Source organism: Pseudomonas sp. PK-RTE-24 (assembly GCF_054052265.1).
This window is the reverse complement of the sequence record NZ_CM133224.1, coordinates 3,126,286-3,149,695: the sequence shown is the minus strand read 5'-3', so window position 1 is coordinate 3,149,695 and position 23,410 is coordinate 3,126,286. Positions and strand designations below refer to the sequence as shown.

Genomic DNA, 23,410 nt, shown 5'->3' with positions numbered 1-23,410 from the left:
AAAATTCACCACAAAAACAGCCAGACACCACCCGCCCCTCACCACTCAAAACAATGAGCGCAAGCTCGAGTACCGCTTTTGATCTTGATTCACAGGCGACGTCGGAAGGCTGAGCGGAGGGATTGATCCGGGCGTGGGAGCGCAGCGACCGTACGACGCAGTCGTACACAGCGAGTGTAGGTGCAGCGAAGCAAACCGTAGCCGCTGCGCCCGGATCAGTCCCGGAGCGAAGGTACCCCGAGCCCCAGCGAGCGGGCCGAACGTAGGAGCTAGCGTTTTTTGCTTACTTTTTTAGGCGCTTGTAAAAAAGTAAGTCGCCGTAAGGGCGAAACCCTAAGCAGCCGTTACCGCAGAAACGGATATTCACCCAAACCACCAGAGCATGGTCGGCCCAAAGGCCGCCAAGCCCCCCCCAAAAAAACCTCAAAGCAACCCCTCACTCTCCGGCAGCTCATACGCCACAGCCGCATTGCTCCCACCGGCAGATTTCCCGGGCCTACCCAACGTCGGCTCCTTCTGCAAACACTCCACCAGATAATCAATGAACACCCGCAACTTCGGCGGCAAATACCGCGTCGGCGAATGCAGCAACCACAACCCACCATGATAAGAGGCAAGAAACGTCCAGTCCGGCAACACCTGCACAATCAACTTCTGCTCCAACGCATAACGCGCCGTGAAATACGGCAGACTGCCAATCCCGATGTGCTGCAACACCGCCCCCAAGCGCACACCCGTGTGATTGGCGGCATAGCGCCCACGCACGCCGACCGTCACCGCCTTGCTGCCCTTCTTGAACTTCCAGCGCGCATCGCTCGGTGTTTCGCCCAGATAAATACAACTGTGGTTGAGCAAATCGTGAGGATGCGTCGGCGTGCCATGTTCGGCCAGGTATTGCGGCGTGGCGCAAAGCAAATGATCGATGGTCAGCAACTGCCGCCCGACCAGACCGGCCGGTGGACGATCAGTGATGCGAATTGCCAGATCGACATGATCATCGATCAGATCGACCTGACGATCCTCCAGCAACAACTCGACGTCGACCTTGGGATAGCGGCGCAGAAACTCCGGCATGTGCGGATGAATCACAAAACGCCCCACTGCTTTCGGTACGCTGACCCGCACCAGGCCTTCGGCTTCGTGGGTGAACTGACCGCTGATTTCCATCACCGACCTGGCCGCGCTGACCATTTCCTGGCAACGCTTGAACACCTCCTCACCGCCATCGCTCAAGCGCAGTTTGCGCGTGGTGCGTTGCAGCAAGCGCGTGGCCAACGCCTTTTCCAATCGGGAAATACTGCGACTGACCGCCGAGGGTGAGGAACCCATCTGCCGCGCCGCTTCGGAGAAGCTGCCGGTCTCGACAACCTTGACGAAAATCGCCATTTCACCCAGCAGCGGCAGCGGAAGATTGATGCTCACGACGCACAAGTCCTTTGATGTTCGAATGGATTATCACGTTATTGCACGATTCATATAATAAAAACAGAACTTCGATCAGGGCATGGAATATGACGCTTCGCCTGTTTTTTCACAGTGACGACCTCAAGGCGAATGTCGAAGTCCTCGACTGCACACCCCACGAGAACGAATTCGCCGTAGTGCTGCGCGCCACCCTGTTTCACCCCCAGGGCGGCGGTCAGCCTTGCGATACCGGCTGGATCGGTGAAAGCCGGGTGTCGCGCGTGGTGCAGGAACCGGAGCGCATTGTGCATTTCGTCGACCGCCCGCTGCCGCTGGGCATGACCGTCATCCGTATCGATGAAGAGCGCCGCCGCTTCAATACGCGCATGCACTCGGCCGGGCACCTGATCGGTCATTTCATTCAGGCCATGGGCTGGATGCCGATCAAGGCGCACCACTGGCCGGACGAAGGCCGGGTGCAATTCAAGCCGGGCGATAGCGCTGAAGAAATCGATGCGCCAACCGTGCAAACCGGTATCGAGCAGTGGATCGAACACGATCTGCCGCGCCTGACCTCGCTGCGCGAAGGCGCGCGGGAAATCAGTTTTGGTGAACTGCCAGCCTATGGCTGTGGTGGCACCCACGTACGCAGCCTTAAGGATCTGGGCACAGTCACGATCGCGTCGCTTTCGCAGAAGAAAGGCACGCTGTCCGTCCACTACAGCGTGGATTGAGCATTTCGGGCGTTGCCGTCGCGCAGCGTCCGACGCCGGGGAACCGCGCTCGCCGGTTCCGTTGACTATCGATAGATGGACCTAAAACAAATGATGCTAGACGTCGAGCGTCTCGATGAGACGTGCATAAAAAAACTGGCCAACGAAGAAGTCCTCGCCATCCGCGTCAAACGCTTTCTGCCCGAGCCGCTGGCGATCGAAATTGGCAACAAGATCCTCGCCCCGGGCTTTGAAGGCTACATCAACGCACCGAGCATCGGCCGCATCGGCATGGCCTTCTACGAGGCGGAAAACCAGCCGCTGCTGATCGAGGATTACTTCGAACGCGCCACCCGCAACATCGCCGAACTGCGCCAGCGCTGCGCGCCCTACTCCTCGCCGATCGACACCCTGCGCTGCATGCTCGATGAGTCCTGGCCCGCCGGCGCGCATCTGGAAAACCTCTACGGGCGCAAGATGTATGTCGGCTTGTCGCGCGTGGTCAAACCCGGCGTGTGCTTTCTTGCCCATCACGACATCTTCGCCAAGGACGCCCCGGACAGTTTTCAGGCGCGCAGCCTCGAGGCGCAATTTGCCTGCAACGTCTACCTGAACATGCCCACCGAAGGCGGCGCGCTGCAGATGTGGGAAGACGACATCACTCCGGACCAATTCGACGAAATGCGTGGCGACAGCTACGGCATCGAGCCGTCGCTACTGGGGCCGCCCACCCTCGAAGTACGACCGCAGCCCGGCGATTTCATCATGTTCAATTCGCGGCGCATGCACTCGGTAACCCCGGGCGTAGCGGATCCGCGTTTGAGCCTGTCGTTCTTTGTCGGCTATCGCGGCAATGCCTCCCCTCTGACTTTCTGGAGCTGACATGTTTTCCAATTACCTGGGCGAGTTTCTCGCATTGGCCACCATCCACTTTCTCGCCGTGGTTGCGCCCGGTCCGGACTTCGCCGTGACCATCCGCCAAAGCGTGCGCTTCGGTCGCCTCGTCGGCATCTGCACCGCGCTGGGCATCGGCGCGGGGATTTCCGTGCATGTGCTGTATACCCTGCTCGGCGTCGGCGCCCTGATGCACACCACGCCGTGGCTGCTGACTGTGGCCAAAGTGGTCGGTGGGGCTTACATCCTCTATCTGGGCGTCAGCCTGATCCGCAGCAAACCGAAGAGCAGCGTCGAAGGTGAAAAAACCGCCGATGAGCCGCTGGTTGAACAGTCACTGTTCAAGGCATTCAGCACCGGTTTTCTGACCAACGCGACCAACCCCAAAGCCACGCTGTTCTTCCTGGCGATCTTCACCACGATCATCAGCGCCAGCACACCGCTGCAGATCCAGGCGTTCTACGGATTGTGGATGTGCTTCGTCAACGCGCTGTGGTTTGTGATCGTCGCGCTGTTTTTCTCCAGCAACAAAGTACGCCTGCTGTTCATGCGCCTTGGACACTGGTTCGAGCGCAGCATGGGCGTCATCCTCATTCTATTTGCCGGCCGCCTGATGCTGTCGATGTAACCCACACAAAAAAGTCCCGGCCATCACCCGCCGGGACTTTTTCATTTGTGCGTCTCTTTTGCATTTCTGTGCGACAGATCAAGTTTGCGACTCCCTTTCCCAGCGCTCGCAGTGTTAGGTTTACAAAATGTTTCTGTCACAAGCGTCAGAAATACTTTCCCAATCCTTTGCAAAGGAATGCCTGTTCCATGGTCTTTTCCCTGAAAAAACTGGCCGCCGCCACTCTGGTCATGGCCAGCCTCGCCACGTTTACCAGCGCCGCACAAGCCAACATCACTGCCGAGCAAAGCGCAGCGATCCTGAAATCCTTCGACGGCAAGAGCTTGACGGACTTCCGCAGCTTCCTTGGCAGCCTGGCGAAAAGCGACCTGGCCAAAACGGATAATCTCACCCCGTCCATCAGCGCCTTCCTCGACAACAAGACCCTGAACGCCGAACAGCAGAATGAAATTCACCGTCTGCTGGGCATTTATACCCGCGTGAAATATGGCAAGGCCGCGCTGGAAACTCTTCGCCAACTCGTCGAGATCCCGACCTTCCGCAAGGACGGCGTGGAGCAACACGACAACCCGGAATTCATCAAGATTGCCGGCGAGATCCAGAAACTCGCCGAATCCTTTGGTTTGAAATTCCGCAACATCGATAACCGTGTCTACGAAATCTCTCTGGATGGCAAAGGCGACGAAGTCGTTGGCATTCATGCCCACGCCGATGTGGTGCCGGTGACGCCGGAAAACTGGGTGCTGAAAGATGGCACCAAACTCGACCCGTTCAAAGTCACGCTGATTGGCGATCGCATGTACGGTCGTGGCACAGAGGATGACAAGAACGCGATCGTCGTGGCGCTGTACGCCATGAAAGTGATCAAGGACGAGAAACTGCCACTGGCGCGTAACTTCAAGCTGCTGGTCGACACCACCGAAGAAACCAGCGGCGACGCCATTCCCTATTACTTCGAGCGCAACCCGACGCCGAACTACAACATGGCGCTAGACGGCGGTTATCCGGTAGTGATCGCCGAAAAAGGTTACGGCACCGTCATGGCCAACTTTGCCAAACGCAAAGGCGAAGGCAACGGCGCGGAAATCATTTCGATGACCGGCGGCAAGGCGACCAACCAGATTCCGTCCGCGTCGGTGGCCACGCTGGTAACCGACAAGCCTGCCGAGCTCGCCGCCAGTCTGCAAAAAGCCGGCGATGCCTATGCCAAAGCCAACGGCGGCGACTTCGAAGTCGCGGCAAAGGTTGATGGCAAAGACGTCAAACTGACCGTGACGGGGGTTTCTGCGCACTCCTCCGAGCCTGAGTCCGGCGTCAACCCGGTCGCACGGATGCTGAGCTTCATCAACAGCCTGGACGGCAAAGTCGCGCTCAAGCAAAACCAGTTCACCGATGCCGCACGTTATGCCGATGACAACTGGGGCCTGGATTATCTGGGCAAAAAACTTGGCGTGGGCTTCTCCGACTCGTTCATGGGGCCGCTGACCACCTCGCTGACCTACGTCGGTGAGGATGACAAAACCTTCAAACTGGCGGTGAATCTGCGCGTACCGAAGGGCAAGTCCCCGGAAAAGCTCAAGGCTGAGATCGCTGAGAAACTGGACGCCTGGAGCAAGAAGACTCACGTTGCCGTGGCGTTCGACTACTCAGTGGCCGAACCGATGTATCGCAACCCCGAGGGTGAGTGGGTCAAGGCGCTGCTCGCGGTGGCCAGCGAAAACCTCGGCATGAAGTCGGAATTCGGTACTTCCGCTGGCGCGACTTCGGTTCACGAATTGCCGAACGGTGTGCAATTCGGCCTGGCGCGACCGGAAGCCAAATACACCGGCCACACCGATGGCGAATTCAAGACCGTCGACCAGTTCCTGCTGGATCTGCAGATCGTCACGGAAATGATGGGGCGTGTCGGGCAATTGCCGAAGCTGTAAAGCCCTGCCTGAGCCCAGTCACCGATGACCGGGCTCAAAATGAAAAAGGACCTGTGAAAGGTCCTTTTTTATTGCCGCCACAAAACGCGCACAAACAAAAACGCCGATCATCACTGATCGGCGTTTTTGTGAAATTGGAGCGGGAAACGAGACTCGAACTCGCGACCCCGACCTTGGCAAGGTCGTGCTCTACCAACTGAGCTATTCCCGCAAATGGCGTCCCCTAGGGGACTCGAACCCCTGTTACCGCCGTGAAAGGGCGGTGTCCTAGGCCACTAGACGAAGGGGACACGCTACCCGGAACACATGGTGTGTGTTTCGGTGTCCAGATCCGCATCCGAAGATTTGGTTCTGGTTTCACTCAGCACCGCCCGAAAGCACTGCTGTTTAAAATTGGAGCGGGAAACGAGACTCGAACTCGCGACCCCGACCTTGGCAAGGTCGTGCTCTACCAACTGAGCTATTCCCGCATTGGCGTCCCCTAGGGGACTCGAACCCCTGTTACCGCCGTGAAAGGGCGGTGTCCTAGGCCACTAGACGAAGGGGACACACTACAACATTCACTCCCTGCCGCGTTTCGCTGTGTGCTTTACGCTGCAAGTGGCGCGCATTCTATGGATGGATTGAAGGGTCGTCAACCCCCTGATATAAATTTATTTAAATCAATGACTTCGACCTGGATTACGGGCCGCGTAGGGCTTTTCCGTCGTCCGAAACCTGACGCCTATATTCCGCCACTCGCCAAGACGTTATAGTCCACCGCACAGTGATGGCAATCTGCACATCAAGCGCCAGCATTCATCTATACCGCTGGCAGCCGATACAGATTGCAGCAGCCGATCAAACCCGTCGAGCGGCGCTAGGCGCCTAAATGCCCAGCCACTACACTCGCATGCGAACCCTATAAAGAGGTCTTACCGGTGACACCACTCATGATCACCCTGCTAGTCGTAGCCGGGATCGCAATTCTGATCGCCATTGGCTACATGAACCATGTGGTGGAAAACAACAAACTGGAGAAGGCCCGCACCAAAGTCGAACTCAACGACCGCCTGCGCCGCTGCGGCGAACTGACCGAAACCTTCCCCGGCCAGTTCATGACCCCGGCGCTCAAGTTGCTGCTGACCCGCCTGGAACTCAACGTCTGCCAGCGCCTGCTCAATCTGGAAAAGACCAGCGCAACCACCAAGGCCCGCATCACCGAACTGAGCGCCCTCGTTGCCCAAGGCGAATCGATCCCGGTGAACAACCCGCCCGCGCCGATCCTGACCGAAGCCAAAGCCAAAGACGTGCGCTTCCTCCTCGAAGCCCTGCACGGCCAGATCACCCGCGCCGCCCACGACGGCTTCCTGCCACCGAACGAAGCCAAACAATGGATCCGCGAGGTGCGCCACATCCTCGTGCTGCTGCACATCGAATTCTTCAACAACCTCGGCCAACAGTCCCTGCAACAAAACCAACCCGGCCAGGCCCGCCTCGCCTTCGAACGCGGCGTGCAATATCTGCGCAAACAGCAGGACCCGCAGATGTACGCGGAGCAACTGCAATACCTGGAAAAACTCCTCGCCCGAGCGAACGCCCAGGTCATGGACAAGATTGCCCCGGTGGAAGGTGAAGAAAACCAACTGACCGCCGGTTTGAAGGATGTCGAAGCCGATGCGGACTGGAAGAAAAAAGTGATTTACGACTGAGGCGGGAATGCTGGAAGAGAAGCCACCGTTATTGGTGGCTTTTTTGTGGGCGACTTGAAAGAGGTGTGAATTGAAGACCGCTTTCGCGAGCAGGCTCGCTCCCACATTGGGAAGTAGTGTTCTCAGGTAAAAATCGGTCGGCTGTCAGGCCGCCTTCGCTGGCAAGCCAGCTCCCACAGAACAGCAAAAGCAAACCCGGGCCATCCCCACGCGGCGAAGCCGAGAGCCTGGTCGGCCCAAGGGCCGCCAAGGCTCAAAGCCTAAAATGCCCAACCATCGAGCGCAACTCGCCGCCCAACTGCGCCAGCTCAACACTCGAAGCCGCATTCCCGCGCATCGCCACGGAAGAGTGATCCGCGCTCGCACGAATCTGCGTAACACTGCGGTTGATCTCCTCCGCCACCGAGCTCTGCTCCTCCGCCGCCGCCGCGATCTGCTGATTCATCTGCTGAATCAACGACACCGCCGCGGCAATACTCCCCAGCGCACTCTCGGTCTGCAACGCATCACTGACCGCCAGCTTCACCAGTTCGCCACTGCTGCGAATCTGCTGCACCGACGACTGCGCCGCCGCGCGCAGGGCACTGACCAAGCGTTCGATCTCCTCGGTCGATTGCTGCGTACGCCGTGCCAGCGCACGCACTTCATCGGCCACCACCGCAAACCCCCTGCCCTGCTCCCCGGCCCGCGCGGCTTCGATTGCCGCGTTCAGCGCCAACAGATTGGTCTGCTCGGCCACGCTCTTGATCACCTCCAGCACCGTGCCGATATTCTGAATTTCGGCGCTGAGGCTCTCGATGCTGGAACTGGCCGAGGTCGCTGAATCCGCCAACTGCTCGATCCGCGCCATGCTTTGACGCACCACCTGCTGGCCGCTCTCGACCTTGTCATCCGCCGTCTGCGCCGCGAGCGCCGCCTCTTCGGCATTGCGCGCGACGTCATGTACCGTGGCGGTCATCTGGTTCATGGCGGTGGCGACCTGCTCGGTTTCCTCCTTCTGGCTGTTGACCTCCAGATTGGTCTGCTCGGTCACCGCCGACAGCGATTGCGCGGAACCGGCCAAGCGCTCGATACCGGCCTGCAAGCCACTGACAATCGATCCGAGACCGGCAGCCATCTGCTGCATGGCCAACATCAATTGCCCCATTTCATCGCGGCGCGTCACCTCGACCTTCGCCGTCAGATCACCCGCAGCAATCTGCTGCGCCACGCGAATCACACTGCGCAGCGGCGCCACGATCAGGCGCGTGATCACCCACGCGGCGAGCAATCCGACCAACAAGGCCAGCGCCGAAGAGCCAATGATCAATACCGTGTTCTTTTTCAGCTCCGCCTGCATCGAAGCATCTTCGGCGACGTAGGCCTGATTGACCCGGTCCACCACCTGCGCCGCGCGCTGATGCAGTTGGTCATAAACCGTTTTTTCTTGCGCCAGCAAACCGGTGTATTCAGCCAGTTTCTCGTTGAATCCGGCGATATGCCCTGACACTTCGTTGAGCACCGTCAGATATCCCTCGTCCTTGACCGTGGTTTTCAGCGCCTCGGCCTGCTCCTGCGCTTGCGCGGCCTGCTCGATGTTGCCTTGGCCGGCATTGTCGGCATCGCCCTTGCGGCTTTGATCCAGCCGCACCCGCGCTTCGTTCATCGCCTGCAGCATCAGTCGCGAGACCTGACTGACCTGATTCGCCTGTTCGATGAACTGGGCGCCGTCCTTGCCCTCGGTGTCTTTCAACGTGTAGGCGCCATCATCGGCCAGGCCGCTCTGCAACACGTCGAGGTTATTGGCCACGCTGGACACCGACCAACTGGCCATCTCCAGCGCGAGGTCCTTGGCCTGGCTCAGCGAGACGAATTCATCGAAGGCCTTGCGATACGCGCCCAGCGCTTGCTCGACATCGCTCATCACCGGCACATTGGCCGGGGAATGTGCCTTGAGCTCGCCGGCAAGAACGATCAGCCCATCGACGCCTTCGCGCAAGGCATCGGCGGTTTTCGGATTGCCGCGCAGGGCGTATTCCTGCTCGAGGAGGCGCACCTTGAGCAGGCCGCTGTTGAGCGCGGACATCTGCTTCAAGCCGTCGAAACGCAGACTGATGGTTTGCAGCGACCAGACGCCGATCGCCGCCACCAACGCAGTCAGCAACAAGACCAGCACAAATCCGATACCCAGTTTTTTCGCCATACCGAGGTTGGCAAAACGTCCTTGCACGGCCGAAATCATTGCGCGTAGTCCCCTGCCTAAGTCTGTTGCCGAAGATTCGCAACGGGCTCGAACCAGCACAAGACTCTGGCGTCGGAATAATGGCAAAAAGCTACGCCCGCGTCGTTTTCAGAATGCTGGAGGTCGATCCGCGCAGGTATTGCGAAAAAACTGCCGCGCCCGTGGGTCGCAGGCACAGGCCACATTGATGCGCTGCCAGTCACCGCACTCACCGCTGGGACTGAAGGCGTCCGCTGCTGACAACTCCAGCCCGCAGTGCTGGGCCTGCCTGCGCACCGACGTCTGGTCGCGCAAGCGTGCCCGCGCCCAGATGAACAGCCCGCCAACCGGCTTGCCGAACACTTCCCACTCGGCATCTTCCAGGGCCTGCAAGGCCGCCGCGCGATCGGCATTCAAGCGCTGGCGCTGACGCTGCACCAGTTTGCGATACGCACCGGTCGCCATCAGCCTGGCCAGCACCGCCTCGGCCAGCCTCGAACAGCCCAGGCCGCTGATCATCTTGACCTCCGCCAGGCGCTTCAGCAGCTCGCTGTCCGCCAGGACAAAGCCGATCCGCAACGAACTGCTCAGTGTCTTGGAAAAGCTGCCGACATAAATGACCCGGCCGCCATGGTCCAGCGCCGCCAACCGCGTACCGTTGCCGGTGTGCAGATCAGCGTAGACGTCATCTTCGATCACGCGCAGGTCGTAGGTCTTGCTCAACTGCACGATACGCTGGGCCACCGCAGGCGTCAGGCAACTGCCGGTGGGATTGTGGTGATGACTGCCGATGAACAGGGCGCCGGGACGAAACTGACGCAGCACCGACTCGAGCATGTCGATGTCCGGCCCGCTCGGCGTACGACGAACTTCGAGCATCTGTACGCCGTGCAGACGCAACAGGTCAAACAACGGTGCATAACCGGGCGTTTCCACCACCACGCAATCGCCAGCCTTGAACAGGGTGCGCACGATCAGATCGAGCGCATGACTGGCACCGCTGGTGCTCATCAGCCGGGTACTGCAGGCGTCGATATTCAGCAGTTTCAGACGCTTGGCAATTTGCTCGCGCAGCGCTGGCAGGCCCAGTGGCGAGCTGTAGTTGAACAGGCTGGCCATGTCGGTGCGTGCCACCTCGCGCAGCGCGTAGCTGAGGTCGTCGGGCTCACGCCAACTCGGCGGCAAGCCTCCTTGCCCCAAAATCAAGCGACTCGTTGCGGCGTCCACCTCATCACGCCATGCGGGGCGGCCCTCGCACGCTGCCCATTCCGAGTCCGCTTCGCGCAATGCCGGCGAGGCCGCGACGATGAATCCCGCGCCCTGGCGCGTGGTCAATACGCCTTGCGAGACCAGGCGCTCGCAGGCTTCGACAACGCACGACTGGCTGAGCAGATTCCCCCGGGCGATTTGCCGTACGGAGGGTAACCGGGTGGCCGGCGGGATGCCGCTTTGCACAATCCAGTCAGTCATTCCGTCGACGATCTGCTGCACGACCGGCACCATTGCCTGTCGGTCAATTCTCAGTTCCATGAGCTCGCAAACTCCTGTCAGTTTTGCTGGCAGCAGTAAATCACAGCCGCGCCGCCGAGGCTGTGCGACAACGCCGCCAAATGCGCCAGTTCTAACGGTTTGATACACATTGTTTAGCGGTATTCACAGGGACCGACCGCGAGGTACAAAAAAACCCGCACGCAGGCGGGTTCTTTGTATTTCGGCAACTTTCAGAACGCTGTCACGCCGCCGTCCACCGCCAATGAGTGCCCAGTGGTGAACGCTGCGCCATCGCTGCACAGATACAGCACCGCGCTGGCGATTTCCTCGACCTTGCCAATGCGTCCGACCGGGTGCATGGCATTGGCGAATTCGCCCTTCTTCGGGTCAGCTTCGTAGGCGCGGCGGAACATGTCTGTGTCGATTACCGCCGGGCACACTGCGTTGACGCGGATTTTCTTCTTCGCGTATTCGATCGCCGCCGACTTGGTCAGGCCGATCACCGCATGTTTCGACGCCGCGTAGATGCTCATCTTCGGCGCCGCACCCAGCCCGGCCACCGACGCCGTGTTGACGATCGCGCCACCGCCCTGCGCCAACAACAGCGGCAACTGATACTTCATGCACAGCCAGACGCCTTTGACGTTGACGCCCATGATCGCGTCGAATTCGTCCAGCGAACCGTCGGCGAGTTTGCCTTTCTCGATTTCGATCCCGGCGTTGTTGAAGGCATAGTCGAGACGACCGTAGGTATTGATCACCTCATCCATCAGATTTTTCACATCGCTTTCCAATGTCACGTCGCAGCGCACGAAGGACGCTTCGCCACCGGCTGTACGAATCAGCGCCACCGTGCCTTCGCCGCCGGCCGCGTCCAGGTCAGCCACCACCACTTTCAGGCCCTCGGCGGCAAACGCCAGGGCTGTCGCGCGGCCGATGCCGTGGGCGGCCCCCGTGATTACAACCACCTGCCCGGAAAACGTCATGCTCATGGGTATGTCCTCGAACGCAAAAACTGGAAGATGTTGGCGTCGCAGCATAGCCAAGGGCAGCGAAAGCGCGTCAGCACTATGCAATCGCTGTTTAAAGGCCCATGCGCCGCAGTGATAAAACCCGCCCCGTAACCATCACTGCACTGGATCGACTCGCATTCGCCGTATCAGCCAACCTTGCGACATCGGCGTTGAAGAGCTATCAACAAGGCTTCATTCCATTCGAGTGCCTGTCATGACCAACCAGACCAATCGCCAGTTCCTGCTCGCCAAACGCCCGGTGGGCGCCGCGACCCGCGAGACTTTCACTTATCAGGAAGTACCGGTCGGCGAGCCACAGGCAGGACAGATCCTGGTGAAAAACGAATACCTGTCCCTCGACCCGGCCATGCGCGGCTGGATGAACGAAGGCAAGTCCTACATCCCGCCGGTCGGTCTCGGTGAGGTCATGCGCGCACTGGGCGTGGGAAAAGTCATCGCCTCGAACAATCCCGGCTTTGCCGTCGGCGATTACGTCAACGGCGCTCTGGGTGTGCAGGATTATTTCCTCGGCGAGCCGCGCGGCTTCTATAAGGTCGACCCGAAACTCTCGCCATTACCACGCTATTTGTCTGCACTGGGCATGACCGGCATGACCGCCTACTTCGCCTTGCTCGACGTAGGCGCACCGAAAGCCGGTGACACCGTGGTGCTGTCCGGCGCCGCAGGTGCGGTGGGCAGCGTGGCCGGGCAGATCGCCAAAATCAAAGGCTGCCGCGTCGTTGGCATTGCCGGCGGGGCCGACAAGTGCAAATTCCTCATCGACGAATTGGGCTTCGACGGCGCCATTGATTACAAGGCCGAAGACGTCGTGGCCGGTCTGAAGCGCGAATGCCCGAAGGGCGTGGACGTGTATTTCGATAACGTCGGCGGCGACATTCTCGACGCGGTGCTGAGCCGCTTGAACATGAAAGCGCGGGTGGTGATCTGCGGCGCCATCAGCCAGTACAACAATAAAGAAGCGGTCAAAGGCCCGGCCAATTACCTGTCACTGCTGGTCAATCGCGCGCGCATGGAAGGTTTTGTGGTGATGGACTACGCCGCGCAGTTCGCCAGCGCCGCGCAGGAGATGGCCGGCTGGATGGCCAACGGGCAGCTCAAGAGCAAGGAAGATGTGGTTGATGGGCTGGAGACGTTCCCCGAGACGCTGATGAAACTGTTCAACGGCGAGAACTTTGGCAAGTTGGTTCTGAAGGTTTAAGGCCAGCCTGAAACCAATGTGGGAGCGAGCCTGCTCGCGAAAGCGGTGGATCAGTCGATAATGATGCCGACTGACACTCCCTCTTCGCGAGCAGGCTCGCTCCCACAGTTGGATCTTCAATAAGCTTTAGGAAATTTCGGCTACGACTGCGGCCAACGCCTGCGCCGGATCTGCCGCCTGGCTGATCGGACGGCCGATTACCAGGTAATCGGAACCGGCATCCAGCGCCTGACGCGGGGTCAGAATGCGCCGTTGATCATCCTGCGCGCTGCCCGCCGGGCGAATCCCCGGGGTCACCAGTTGCAGCGACGGGTGCGCGGCTTTCAGCGCCGACGCTTCCAGCGCCGAACACACCAGACCGTCCATCCCGGCCTTCTCGGCCAGTGCCGCCAGACGCAGCACTTGTTCCTGCGGCTCGATATCCAGACCGATACCGGCCAGATCCTCGCGCTCCATGCTGGTCAGCACGGTCACACCAATCAACAACGGTTGCGGACCACTGCGCTTGTCCAGCTCTTCACGGCAGGCGGCCATCATGCGCAGACCGCCCGAGCAGTGCACGTTGACCATCCACACACCCATCTCGGCAGCGGCTTTCACAGCCATCGCAGTGGTGTTGGGGATGTCGTGGAATTTGAGATCCAGAAACACTTCAAAACCCTTGTCACGCAGGGTGCCGACGATTTCCGCCGCGCAACTGGTGAACAGTTCCTTGCCCACTTTGACCCGGCACAGTTTCGGGTCCAACTGGTCGGCCAGCTTCAGTGCGGCGTCACGGGTGGGGAAATCCAGGGCGACGATGATAGGAGTCTGGCAGGCGGACATGGATGGGCTCTCAGGCTGGTCGAAAACGGCGCGCATTGTAGCGGAACCGGCGGCGGCGCGGCACCCGATGATCGGTAAATCGTCGCGCTGGCGGTTATCAGCTTAGCCGGCGCGGCTATTGTGTCGACTCCGATACACAACCGACACGCCCGCAACAAGCATTCGGGTTAGCCTCGCCCGGCGCAACACGTCCTTACAACAGCACTTCCCGCCCCCCGGCCGGACGCCTATGCTGAAACCACCCCTGGTAGTGAACAGCCCCATGCCCAACGCCCCGACAACCGTGACGGATGAAAGCAAAGACGACAAGCGCTGGAGCATCCGCGCGCTGATCGTCGACGATGACGTGCCGATCCGCGAGCTGATGATCGATTACCTCGCCCGTTTCAACATTCACGCCAGCGGCGTCACCGACGGCGCGGCGATGCGCCAGGCGCTGCAGGGCGAACATTTCGACGTCATCGTCCTCGACCTGATGCTGCCCGGCGAAGACGGCCTGTCGCTGTGTCGCTGGCTGCGCGCCGAATCGGACATCCCGATCCTGATGCTCACCGCCCGCTGCGAACCCACCGACCGCATCATCGGCCTGGAACTGGGCGCCGACGATTACATGGCCAAACCGTTCGAACCACGCGAACTGGTCGCCCGCATCCAGACCATCCTGCGCCGCGTGCGCGACGACCGCACTGACCAGCGCGCCAACATTCGCTTCGACAACTGGCGCCTCAACAGCGTCCTGCGCCAAGTGGTCGCCGACAACGGCCTGGTAGTGCCCTTGTCCAACGCCGAATTCCGCCTGCTCTGGGTCTTCATCGAACGCCCGCGCCGCGTGCTCAGCCGCGAACAACTGCTTGACGCCGCTCGCGGTCGCTCGATCGAAGCCTTCGACCGCAGCATCGACCTGCTGGTCTCGCGCCTGCGGCAAAAACTCGGCGACGACCCGAAAGCCCCGCAACTGATCAAGACCGTGCGCGGCGAGGGTTACCTGTTCGACGCGCGGGACATCGGCTGATGAAGGCGCGCTTCGACACCCTGTTCGGTCGCCTGTTCGGGGTGCTGTTCGCGGCGATTGTCCTGGCGCACCTGCTGGCCTTCGCCTGGTTCAGGCTCTACGGCCCTCCTCCGCCCCCACCACCGCCCGAGTTCTCAGCGAACATCAACGGCCAACCGCCCATGCGCGACGCCGCTTATCCACCGAGACAAGCGCGCCCCTGGTTCGGTGGCCCGGTGGTGCCGCTGACCTTTCAATTCATCACGCTGATGATCGCCGCCTGGTACGGCGCCAAACTGCTCACCCGGCCGATCCAGCGCCTGAGCGACGCCGCCGAGCGCCTGAGCGAAGACCTCGACAGCGACCCCCTCGACGAATCCGGCCCGCGCGAAGCCCGGCAAGCGGCGCACACCTTCAACCTCATGCAACGGCGTATCCGCGAACAGGTCCAGCAACGCGCGCGCATGCTCGGCGCCGTCTCCCACGACCTGCGCACGCCACTGTCACGCCTGAAACTGCGCCTGGAAAACATCAGCGACGACAAACTGCAAAGCCAGATGCGCCAGGATCTCGACGACATGATCGGCATGCTCGACGCCACCCTCACCTATCTGCACGAACAACGCACCAGCGAAGCCTTGCAGTTGCTGGACGTGCAGGCGCTGGTCGAATCGCTGTGCGAGAACGCCCAGGACCAGGGCGCCGATGTACAGGCCAGCGGCCACTGCGCGCCTTTGCCAGTGCAACCGATGGCGCTGCGTTCGTGCATCAACAACCTGCTGGACAACGCGCTGCGTTACGCCGGACAGGCACGGATTGAACTGCTGGAACAGCGCGAAGAACTGCTAATTCGGGTGATTGATCACGGACCGGGTATTGCTGAAGAACAGCGGGAAGCGGTTTTTGAGCCGTTCTATCGACTGGAGGGATCGCGTAATCGCAACTCCGGCGGCGTAGGGCTGGGCATGACCATCGCCCGCGAAGCCGCGCAGCGGCTGGGTGGGCAGTTGGATCTGGAAGAAACGCCGGGTGGCGGGCTGACCGCCGTTGTCCGCTTGCCACGGGGCTGAGACTCAGCCGACTTGAAGAGGGAGCGAGGCTGCTCGCGAGAGCGTCTGATGATTCAATACATCTGTTGAATGTATCGGCCTCTTCGCGAGCAGGCTCGCTCCCACAATGAAACTGATTGTATTCGGTAGATATTGGCTGGATGTGAGGGCGCTATCGCTGGCAAGCCAGCTCCCACAGGGATCGAGTGATTTCAGAGAGAGATGGGTCGGCTGTCAGGCCGCCTTCGCGAGCAGGCTCGCTCCCACAATGAAACTGATTGTATTCGGTAGATATTGGCTGGATGTGAGGGCGCTATCGCTGGCAAGCCAGCTCCCACAGGGATCGAGTGATTTCAGAGAGAGATGGGTTGGCTGTCAGGCCGCCTTCGCGAGCAGGCTCGCTCCCACAATGAAACTGAGTGTATTCGGCAGATATTGGCTGGATGTGAGGGCGCTATCGCTGGCAAGCCAGCTCCCACAGGGATCGAGTGGTTTCAGAGAGATATGGGTGGCTGCCAGGCCGCCTTCGCAAGCAGGCTCGCTCCCACAATAAAACTGAGTGTATTCGGCAGATATTGGTTGGATGTGAGGGCGCTATCGCTGGCAAGCCAGCTCCCACAGGGATCGAGTGGTTTCAGAGAGATATGGGTGGCTGCCAGGCCGCCTTCGCGAGCAGGCTCGCTCCCACAATGAAACTGATTGTATTCGGTAGATATTGGCTGGATGTGAGGGCGCTATCGCTGGCAAGCCAGCTCCCACAGGGATCGAGTAATTTCAGAGAGAGATGGGTCGGCTGTCAGGCCGCCTTCGCGAGCAGGCTCGCTCCCACAAAATCAAAATCAAAAGCAAAGCAGCGCAGCTGCCCGCGGCGAAGCCGCCCCACTCAACAATGAGCGCAAGCTCGAGTACTGCTTTTGATCTTGATCCACCGGCGACGTCGGAAGGCTGAGCGGAGGGATTGATCCGGGCGTGGGAGCGCAGCGACCGTACGACGCAGTCGTACACAGCGAGTGTAGGTGCAGCGAAGCAAACCGGAGCCGCTGCGCCCAGATCGATCCCGCAGCGAAGGAACCCGAGCCTGCGAGGGCCGAACGCAGGAGCAAGCCTTTTGGGTTACCTTTTTGGCGTTTGAAAAAGGTGACCCGCCGTAAGGGCGGAACCGCCAGCCGCCGCAGCGAAACATTCGGATATTCACTTCAAACAAACCCAAGCATGGTCGGCCCAAAGGCCGCCAAGCCCCCCCTAGACCCGAGCCTGACTCTTACTCCAATCCGTCAAAAGACTATAAGCCACAGCCAACAACGTAGGCCCAATAAACAACCCGATAAAGCCAAACGCAATCAACCCGCCAAACACCCCGAGCAACACAATCACCAACGGCAGATTACCGCCACGGCTGATCAGATACGGCTTGAGCACGTTGTCCACGCCACTGATGATGAACGTCCCCCAGATCCCGAGAAACACCGCCATCCCGTACTCGCCCTTCCACGCCAACCACGCCGTGGCCGGCACCCACACCAGCGGTGGCCCCATCGGAATCAGACTCAGCAGAAACGTGACGATCCCCAGCACCAGCGCCCCGGGAACCCCGGCAATGAAAAAGCCGATCAACGCCAGCACTGCCTGCGCCGCCGCTGTACCAATCACACCGTTGACCACCCGCTGCACCGTACCGGCGACAAGCTCGATGTAATAGCCGGCACGATCACCAATCAAGCGCTGCAGCAGACTGTGCACAAACGCCGCCAGTCGCGGCCCGTCACGGTAGAAAAAGAACACGAACACCAGACTCAGCGTCAGCTCGAGAATCCCCCCGCCGATCTGCGCGCTGCGTGCCAGCAACCAGTTGCCGACCTGCCCCAGATACGGCTTGATCGAGACCATCAACGCCGCGCCCTGTTGATCGATGCTGTCCCACATCGACACCAGCCGCTCACCAACCAAAGGCACGCTGCCAAGCCAGGTCGGTGCTTCCGGCAACCCGTCGACCTGCACATCCTTGATGAATGCCGTGGCATCACGCACATGATCGGCGAGGTTGAAACCCAGCCACACCAGTGGCGCCGCCACCAGCAACATCCAGCCCAGTGTCAGGATCAACGCGGCCAGCGATTCGCGGCCATTGAGCCAGCGCGTGAGCAAACGCATCAGCGGCCAACTGGCAAACGCCAGCACCGCTCCCCAGAACAGCGCCGACCAGAACGGCGCCATCACCCAAAGGCTGGCACCAAACAACACCAGCAGCAGAATCTGCACCAGCAGGCGATCGTTATTGAGCATGGGAAGTCCCGGCAAAGTCAGTCAGCGAAAGAGTAGGCGAACACTGTGTGCGTGCTCGCCCGGCACAGCTTATCGCAACAAGTCGATGCGCAGGCCCGAGCCTTCGAGATTGCCGGCTTCCAGACGTGCCGCCCGTACGCCCTGATTGATCAGCGCCTGGCGCCAGGCTTCGGCCTTGGGCCCGGAAACCGTAACCCGCAAGGTCGTGTCGAGATTCAGACCACGGGAAATCAGGCGCAACCAGGTGGCATCCGGTTCATCGACCAGTTTCGGAAAATCCAGCTCGCCGGTGCTTTTCAACTGACGCAGCAGGGTCGCCGAGGTCGGCAGCAATTCGCCCAACGGCGCCGCAGCCTCGAATTGCTCGACATGCAGATAGGCTTTGCGATTGCCGCGAGTGATGCTGTAAAGCGCCACCAGCGTGTTGTCCTTTGGCGCCGCCAGCCTCAACAACAGATAAGCCTGTTGCTCGTCAGAGCCATACAGCTTGGCGTTGCCGAAGACCTCGTTGGCCCACAGGCTGCTTTCGCCGCAATCGCGGGCCTGGCACCAGAACAGCAATTCGGCATCCTGCTGTTGCAGGGCTTCGCGGGCGGCGGTAAAGGCTTCGGTGGCGGAATGTTCAGGCGGCAACTCGTAGGTCACCGAGGTGGTCTGGCCGCGGGCGGTGACCTGACCGTCGAACCGCAACTGGCCGCTGATCTTGCGGATCGAGCCCAGCGGGTAGATGCGCTCCAGCTCGGCCGCCGGGCGATAGTCGACGATCTGAGCATCGGCCAGACGCGGCACGATTTGCAGATCCTGGCTGCCCGGCACATCGGCAGCGAAGGACAAGGAGCTGAAGCAGCACAGCGCGAAGAGACTGAGTGACCGCATAGTCAGCCTCACCGGACGGTCATGGCTGGGCGGGTCGGGGTCGCAGCGGTATAGAAATCCATCGAGTTTGTCTCCCATTTCAACCCGCCCAGCCTCGGCAGTTGCCCGCTGCAAGTCAAGGCATGGCGAAGAAGCGATTGAAACAGTCTGCTACAAGACCTGCGCCAGCCTCGTCATTCAGGTGCAAATGATGCCCGCCCGGCAACTGTTCGTAGCTGAAGGGTAGACGCTCCAGCAACTCAGGATGCCTGGCCAACATGCCATCCGCCGCGACCACCAGATGCGCCGGGCAACTGACGCGCGAGGCAAACGCCATCGCCTGTTCTTCAGTCAGGCGCAGCGGCGATGGCAGGGTCAGGCGATTGTCGGTGCGCCAGGTGTAACCGCCGGGCACCGGCATCAACCCGCGCTGGGCCAACAGTTCAGCGGCTTCGCGACTGACCGCCACCAGGCCTTTCATCCGCGCCTCGATGGCACGCTCGAGGGTGGTGTAGACCGGTTTGCGCTTTTCGCGCAGATCGAGTTGCGCCTGTAAGGCCATGCCCATGCGCTCGGCAGCGCTTTCGCCCTTGTCTGTCGGAGGAATCACGCCGTCGATCAGCGCCAGATGGCTGATGCGCTCGGGCAGCGAACCGGCCAGCACCATCGAGACAATCGCGCCCATCGAATGCCCGAGCAGGCCGAAACGCTTCCAGCCCATCTGCTCGGCGACTTGCAGTACATCATGGGCGTAGTCCCACAGCGCATAACCGGCGCCGCTTGGTCGATGAGCGGAATGACCGTGGCCGGCCATGTCCAGCGCGACGATGCGCAAGCCATCAAGCTTGGGCGCCAGCCGGGCGAAGCTATTGGCGTTGTCGAGCCAGCCGTGCAACGCGATCACCGGCAAGCCGTCCTCGGGGCCGAACAGATGAGCGGCCAACTCGATATGCGGCAGGTTCAGGCGCACTTCTTCGCAGGTCGGGCTCATGCGCAATCCTTGTTCTGCCGCTGTTCCCAACGCATGAACAGGCTCTTGAGCAATCGCGCCGTGTCCTGCGGGCGCTCCAGCGGAAACATGTGCCCGCCGGGCATGCTCAGCGCCTCGCCCTGGGGCAGGCGCGAGACGAAACGTGTGTGATGGCGCATGACCACCCGGCTCTTGTGCCCGCGCACGATGGCCAGCGGCACCTGCAACTGCCGGGTGCGCCCGGGACTGGTGTGCGGCACGCCGCGATAAATGCTGATTTCGGTGGCCGGGTCAAAACGCAGACGCAGCTTGTCGTCGACCTGATGCAAACCGTGTTGCAGGTAGGCATCGAAGCATTCCGGATCGAAGCCGCGAAACAGGGTTTTGCCGGAAAAGTAACTGCGTGCACTGTCGAGATCGGCGAATTCTTCACGCCGCCCGAGGGTGCGCCCGGCGGGAGTCAGCCGGTCGATGAAACCAAAGCGCTTGGCCGCGCGAATCACCCACTGATCGGTGCGGGTCAGCACCGGCGAGTCGAGCATCACCACGCCGCGATACAGCTCGGGACAGCGCAACGCCGCGTGCAAGTGCAGCAGACCGCCAAAGGAATGGCCGACGCCCCACACCGGCTGCTCTTGCTGCTCCAGGTGATGGATCAGTTCGTCGACGAGGTTGTACCAATTGTCGTCCGCCGGAAAACGCGGGTCATGGGCATGCTGCTCCAGATGCGCGACCCGATACTCCGGCGCCAGCGCCGCAAACAACTTGCCATAGGTCCCCGAGGGGAAACCGTTGGCGTGGGCGAAAAAAATCGGTTGCGACATGCGGGGAAATCCATGGGCGGGAAACGTGGCGTTGATTGTCCGCAAGAGCCGGCGCCGCAGCAATGTCCATAACTGCCAGAAATGGTGGTGGAGACGCTTCGCAAGCAAAAGACCACAACACCGAAGGCTGCGATCTTTTGATCTACAACCTGTCAACGCAGCGGCGGCTGTTCCCCCAGCGGCACCACCGCCATGGTCAGGCGCGACACGCAACTGGCCTTGCCTTCGTCGCTGGTCAAACGGATGTCCCAGACATGCGTGGTGCGGCCGATATGAATTGGCGTGGCCACCGCCGTCACCCTTCCGCTACGCAAGCCGCGCAAGTGGTTGGCGTTGATCTCCAGGCCGACGCAATAGAATTTGCTGGCATCGATGCACAGATAACTGGCCATCGAGCCGACGGTTTCCGCCAGCACCACCGATGCGCCGCCATGCAGCAGACCGTAAGGCTGGTGGGTGCGATGGTCGATGACCATGCTCGCGGTCAGCGACTGTTCGTCGAAGGCTTCGAAGCGAATATCCAGCACTTCGCCAATGGTGTTCTTCTGGATTGCGTTCAACTGTTCAATGTCGGGAGTAGTACGCCACAAGCTCATCGCAGACTTCCTTTTTTGTTGTAATCGACGCTCAATCCTGCCACAGCACTGCCTCGCTGCGCGCGCTCCATTCTTCGAAACGCGCGCCGTAGCGGTCTTCGATGACGTTGCGTTTGATTTTCAGGGTCGGCGTGAGGAAGCCGTTGTCCACCGCCCAACTGTCCTTGACCACTACCAGTCGGTGCAGGCGTTCGTGCTTGTCGAGGGCGGCGTTGACCTCCTGCAGCAATTTTTCCAGGCTGGCGTGCAGGCTGGCACGAGGCTCTTGCTGATTGACCGCCGACAGCACGCACAACCCCAGCGGTGCACTCAGGCCATCGCCCACCACGCATACTTGTTCGATGCGTGAATGCACGGCCAGACGGTTTTCGATCGGCGCCGGCGCGACGTATTTGCCCTTGCTGGTCTTGAAGATTTCCTTGAGTCGCCCGGTCAGGCGCAGGCGCCCTTCGCTGTCCTGCTCGCCCTTGTCGCCGGTGCGCAGAAAGCCGTCGGCAGTCAGCGTCTCGGCAGTTTTCTGCGGTTCCTTGAAATAGCCGAGCATGTTGGCCTGGCTGCGCACCTGCACTTCGCCGGACTCATCGATGCGCACCTCGACTTCCGGGCACGGCTGGCCGATCCAGCCCTGTTTGTATCGCCCCGGCAGACAGATATGCGAATAGCCGCAGCCCTCGGTCATGCCGTACACCTCCAGCACATCGAGGCCGAGTTTCTGATACCAGGCGAGCAAGGTCTGCGGTACCGGCGCGGCACCGGACAACGCCACGCGCAAGGCATCCAGGCCGAGCCCGGCCAGCACTTTGTGGCCGACCCGCTTGCCAATGAAGGGCAGCCCGAGAAGGAAATCCAGACGCTGCGCCGGGAACTTGCTATACACACCCATCTGGAATTTGGTCCAGATACGCGGCACGCCAAACATTGCCGTCGGCCGCGCGCGCTGCAGATCGGTGATGAAAGTCTCGAGGCTTTCGGCGAAGAACACTGTCTGTCCGGTATAGATCGAGGCCAATTCGACAAACATGCGCTCGGCAACGTGGCACAGCGGCAGATACGACAGCAGCCGATCGTTCTCGTTGAGCCCGAACAGCTGCGTGCCGCGACTGGTGGCGAAACCAAGATTGGCGAAACTGTGCATCACGCCTTTGGGCAGGCCGGTGGTGCCGGAGGTGTAAATGATCGTCGCCAATTGCTCGGCGGCGGGACGTGGATCGTCCTGGATTGGCGAACAGCTCTGCAGGTCCGCCCAGCTGTAATCGAACTCGCCGGGCGGATGCAGCGGCAGGCTGATGGTCGGCAGGCCCGCCGGCACACCTTGCGACATGCCCGCCCAGTCATCCAGTTTGCCGATGAACGCCAGCGCACTTTCCGAGTGAGTCAGCACCTGCGCCACGGACTCGGCGGTGAGATTGGGGTACAGCGGCACGGACACATGCCCGGCCATCCAGATCGCCAGGTCGGCGATGATCCAGTGCGCGCAGTTCTTCGAGATCAGGGCGATATGGCTGCCGGGCGGCAACTCCCGCGCCCGTAACCAGTGCGCCGCGCAGCGGGCCTGATGGCCGACATCGGCCCACGTCAGCGTTTCGACCTGACCGCCGCCGATGGGCTGCACAAGAAAGCGCTGGCGCGGGTGCCGGGCTTCCCGTTCGTAGAACACGTCCAGCGGCAAACGGAAGGCGGCAGACATGCGACTCGCTCCTGTTTTTTTGGTCTGGAGCAAGCGTAGTCAACCAAGCAAGTGCTTGGTTGGAATTTTCAAACAAATAATTTCATGGGTTGGCAGAAATCAATGTGGGAGCGAGCCTGCTCGCGAATGCAGTATGTCAGCCCCAAAAA

At 60.7% G+C, this 23,410-nt stretch carries 19 protein-coding genes, 4 tRNA genes and 1 pseudogene; 8 read left to right on the top strand and 16 right to left on the bottom strand.

The genetic code is table 11. From position 1 onward, the window contains the following. Positions 1 to 423: 423 nt before the first annotated feature. Complete coding sequence (locus ACV8MC_RS14145) at positions 424 to 1,422, bottom strand: LysR family transcriptional regulator (protein ID WP_024013940.1); 999 nt, start codon at positions 1,420 to 1,422, stop codon at positions 424 to 426. Between the two features lie 89 nt (positions 1,423 to 1,511). Between ACV8MC_RS14145 and ACV8MC_RS14140 the strand changes: the two genes are divergently transcribed. From ACV8MC_RS14140 to ACV8MC_RS14125, 4 genes are all read left to right on the top strand, one after another. Continuing rightward, complete coding sequence (locus tag ACV8MC_RS14140; protein ID WP_056788187.1) at positions 1,512 to 2,138, top strand: alanyl-tRNA editing protein; 627 nt, start codon at positions 1,512 to 1,514, stop codon at positions 2,136 to 2,138. A gap of 90 nt (positions 2,139 to 2,228) precedes the next feature. After that, positions 2,229 to 2,999, top strand: coding sequence for a 2OG-Fe(II) oxygenase (locus ACV8MC_RS14135; RefSeq protein ID WP_457262328.1), 771 nt, complete (start codon positions 2,229 to 2,231; stop codon positions 2,997 to 2,999). A 1-nt stretch (position 3,000) separates the two neighbouring features. Continuing rightward, the gene (locus tag ACV8MC_RS14130; protein ID WP_056788181.1) at positions 3,001 to 3,639 is read left to right on the top strand and encodes a LysE family translocator; all 639 of its coding nucleotides are present in this window, start codon (positions 3,001 to 3,003) and stop codon (positions 3,637 to 3,639) included. Positions 3,640 to 3,827: 188 nt separating this feature from the next. Continuing rightward, positions 3,828 to 5,567: a dipeptidase gene (locus ACV8MC_RS14125; RefSeq protein ID WP_236168389.1), complete on the top strand. Its 1,740-nt coding sequence runs from the start codon at positions 3,828 to 3,830 to the stop codon at positions 5,565 to 5,567. A 135-nt stretch (positions 5,568 to 5,702) separates the two neighbouring features. Here ACV8MC_RS14125 and ACV8MC_RS14120 read toward each other — a convergent pair. The 4 genes from ACV8MC_RS14120 to ACV8MC_RS14105 all read right to left on the bottom strand — a co-directional run bounded on the left by ACV8MC_RS14120 (position 5,703) and on the right by ACV8MC_RS14105 (position 6,115). Beyond that, positions 5,703 to 5,778, bottom strand: a tRNA-Gly gene (locus tag ACV8MC_RS14120). 3 nt (positions 5,779 to 5,781) lie between these two features. Further along, positions 5,782 to 5,857, bottom strand: a tRNA-Glu gene (locus ACV8MC_RS14115). 104 nt (positions 5,858 to 5,961) lie between these two features. Next, positions 5,962 to 6,037 (bottom strand) — tRNA-Gly (locus ACV8MC_RS14110). 2 nt (positions 6,038 to 6,039) lie between these two features. Then, a tRNA-Glu gene (locus ACV8MC_RS14105) sits at positions 6,040 to 6,115 on the bottom strand. Between the two features lie 384 nt (positions 6,116 to 6,499). Between ACV8MC_RS14105 and ACV8MC_RS14100 the strand changes: the two genes are divergently transcribed. Then, entirely contained in the window at positions 6,500 to 7,258 is a 759-nt protein-coding gene (locus tag ACV8MC_RS14100; protein ID WP_039764159.1) for a hypothetical protein, read from the top strand. Positions 7,259 to 7,511: 253 nt separating this feature from the next. On the opposite strand, the gene ACV8MC_RS14095 is transcribed toward ACV8MC_RS14100, so the two are convergent. The 4 genes and pseudogenes from ACV8MC_RS14095 to ACV8MC_RS14080 all read right to left on the bottom strand — a co-directional run bounded on the left by ACV8MC_RS14095 (position 7,512) and on the right by ACV8MC_RS14080 (position 11,941). After that, positions 7,512 to 8,216: a methyl-accepting chemotaxis protein gene (locus ACV8MC_RS14095; protein WP_415763996.1), complete on the bottom strand. Its 705-nt coding sequence runs from the start codon at positions 8,214 to 8,216 to the stop codon at positions 7,512 to 7,514. 204 nt (positions 8,217 to 8,420) lie between these two features. After that, positions 8,421 to 8,597, bottom strand: a pseudogene (locus ACV8MC_RS14090) (HAMP domain-containing protein); the annotation flags it as partial. A 990-nt stretch (positions 8,598 to 9,587) separates the two neighbouring features. Further along, on the bottom strand, positions 9,588 to 10,988 hold the full coding sequence (locus ACV8MC_RS14085; RefSeq protein WP_457262327.1) for an aminotransferase-like domain-containing protein: 1,401 nt from the start codon (positions 10,986 to 10,988) through the stop codon (positions 9,588 to 9,590). A 191-nt stretch (positions 10,989 to 11,179) separates the two neighbouring features. Beyond that, complete coding sequence (locus ACV8MC_RS14080; protein ID WP_137213905.1) at positions 11,180 to 11,941, bottom strand: SDR family oxidoreductase; 762 nt, start codon at positions 11,939 to 11,941, stop codon at positions 11,180 to 11,182. 235 nt (positions 11,942 to 12,176) lie between these two features. Between ACV8MC_RS14080 and ACV8MC_RS14075 the strand changes: the two genes are divergently transcribed. Continuing rightward, complete coding sequence (locus ACV8MC_RS14075) at positions 12,177 to 13,181, top strand: NADP-dependent oxidoreductase (RefSeq protein ID WP_457262326.1); 1,005 nt, start codon at positions 12,177 to 12,179, stop codon at positions 13,179 to 13,181. A gap of 126 nt (positions 13,182 to 13,307) precedes the next feature. Here the strand turns inward: ACV8MC_RS14075 and pyrF are convergent, their stop codons facing one another. Next, the gene (gene pyrF, locus ACV8MC_RS14070) at positions 13,308 to 14,006 is read right to left on the bottom strand and encodes an orotidine-5'-phosphate decarboxylase (protein ID WP_122507613.1); all 699 of its coding nucleotides are present in this window, start codon (positions 14,004 to 14,006) and stop codon (positions 13,308 to 13,310) included. Between the two features lie 262 nt (positions 14,007 to 14,268). On the opposite strand from pyrF, the gene ACV8MC_RS14065 reads away from it, so the two are divergent. Together ACV8MC_RS14065 and ACV8MC_RS14060 are read left to right on the top strand one after the other, a co-directional pair. Then, on the top strand, positions 14,269 to 15,018 hold the full coding sequence (locus ACV8MC_RS14065) for a response regulator (protein WP_095181601.1): 750 nt from the start codon (positions 14,269 to 14,271) through the stop codon (positions 15,016 to 15,018). Continuing rightward, the gene (locus tag ACV8MC_RS14060) at positions 15,018 to 16,067 is read left to right on the top strand and encodes an ATP-binding protein (protein ID WP_457262325.1); all 1,050 of its coding nucleotides are present in this window, start codon (positions 15,018 to 15,020) and stop codon (positions 16,065 to 16,067) included. The genes ACV8MC_RS14065 and ACV8MC_RS14060 overlap by 1 nt, the downstream gene beginning before the upstream one ends. A gap of 1,221 nt (positions 16,068 to 17,288) precedes the next feature. Here the strand turns inward: ACV8MC_RS14060 and ACV8MC_RS14055 are convergent. The 6 genes from ACV8MC_RS14055 to ACV8MC_RS14030 form a co-directional block, all read right to left on the bottom strand. Beyond that, complete coding sequence (locus tag ACV8MC_RS14055) at positions 17,289 to 18,329, bottom strand: AI-2E family transporter (RefSeq protein ID WP_041479597.1); 1,041 nt, start codon at positions 18,327 to 18,329, stop codon at positions 17,289 to 17,291. Positions 18,330 to 18,398: 69 nt separating this feature from the next. Then, positions 18,399 to 19,205 (bottom strand): DUF4892 domain-containing protein, encoded by an 807-nt coding sequence (locus ACV8MC_RS14050; RefSeq protein ID WP_056788158.1) that lies wholly within the window; start codon positions 19,203 to 19,205, stop codon positions 18,399 to 18,401. Positions 19,206 to 19,320: 115 nt separating this feature from the next. Then, the gene (locus tag ACV8MC_RS14045) at positions 19,321 to 20,175 is read right to left on the bottom strand and encodes an alpha/beta fold hydrolase (RefSeq protein WP_457262324.1); all 855 of its coding nucleotides are present in this window, start codon (positions 20,173 to 20,175) and stop codon (positions 19,321 to 19,323) included. Continuing rightward, the gene (locus ACV8MC_RS14040) at positions 20,172 to 20,978 is read right to left on the bottom strand and encodes an alpha/beta fold hydrolase (protein WP_056788154.1); all 807 of its coding nucleotides are present in this window, start codon (positions 20,976 to 20,978) and stop codon (positions 20,172 to 20,174) included. The genes ACV8MC_RS14045 and ACV8MC_RS14040 overlap by 4 nt, the downstream gene beginning before the upstream one ends. A gap of 152 nt (positions 20,979 to 21,130) precedes the next feature. Beyond that, positions 21,131 to 21,574 carry a hotdog fold thioesterase gene (locus tag ACV8MC_RS14035; protein ID WP_016773655.1) on the bottom strand — a complete coding sequence of 148 codons (444 nt, stop codon included), beginning with the start codon at positions 21,572 to 21,574 and terminating at the stop codon, positions 21,131 to 21,133. A gap of 31 nt (positions 21,575 to 21,605) precedes the next feature. Next, positions 21,606 to 23,261: an AMP-binding protein gene (locus tag ACV8MC_RS14030; RefSeq protein WP_457262323.1), complete on the bottom strand. Its 1,656-nt coding sequence runs from the start codon at positions 23,259 to 23,261 to the stop codon at positions 21,606 to 21,608. Between the last annotated feature and the right edge of the window lie 149 nt (positions 23,262 to 23,410).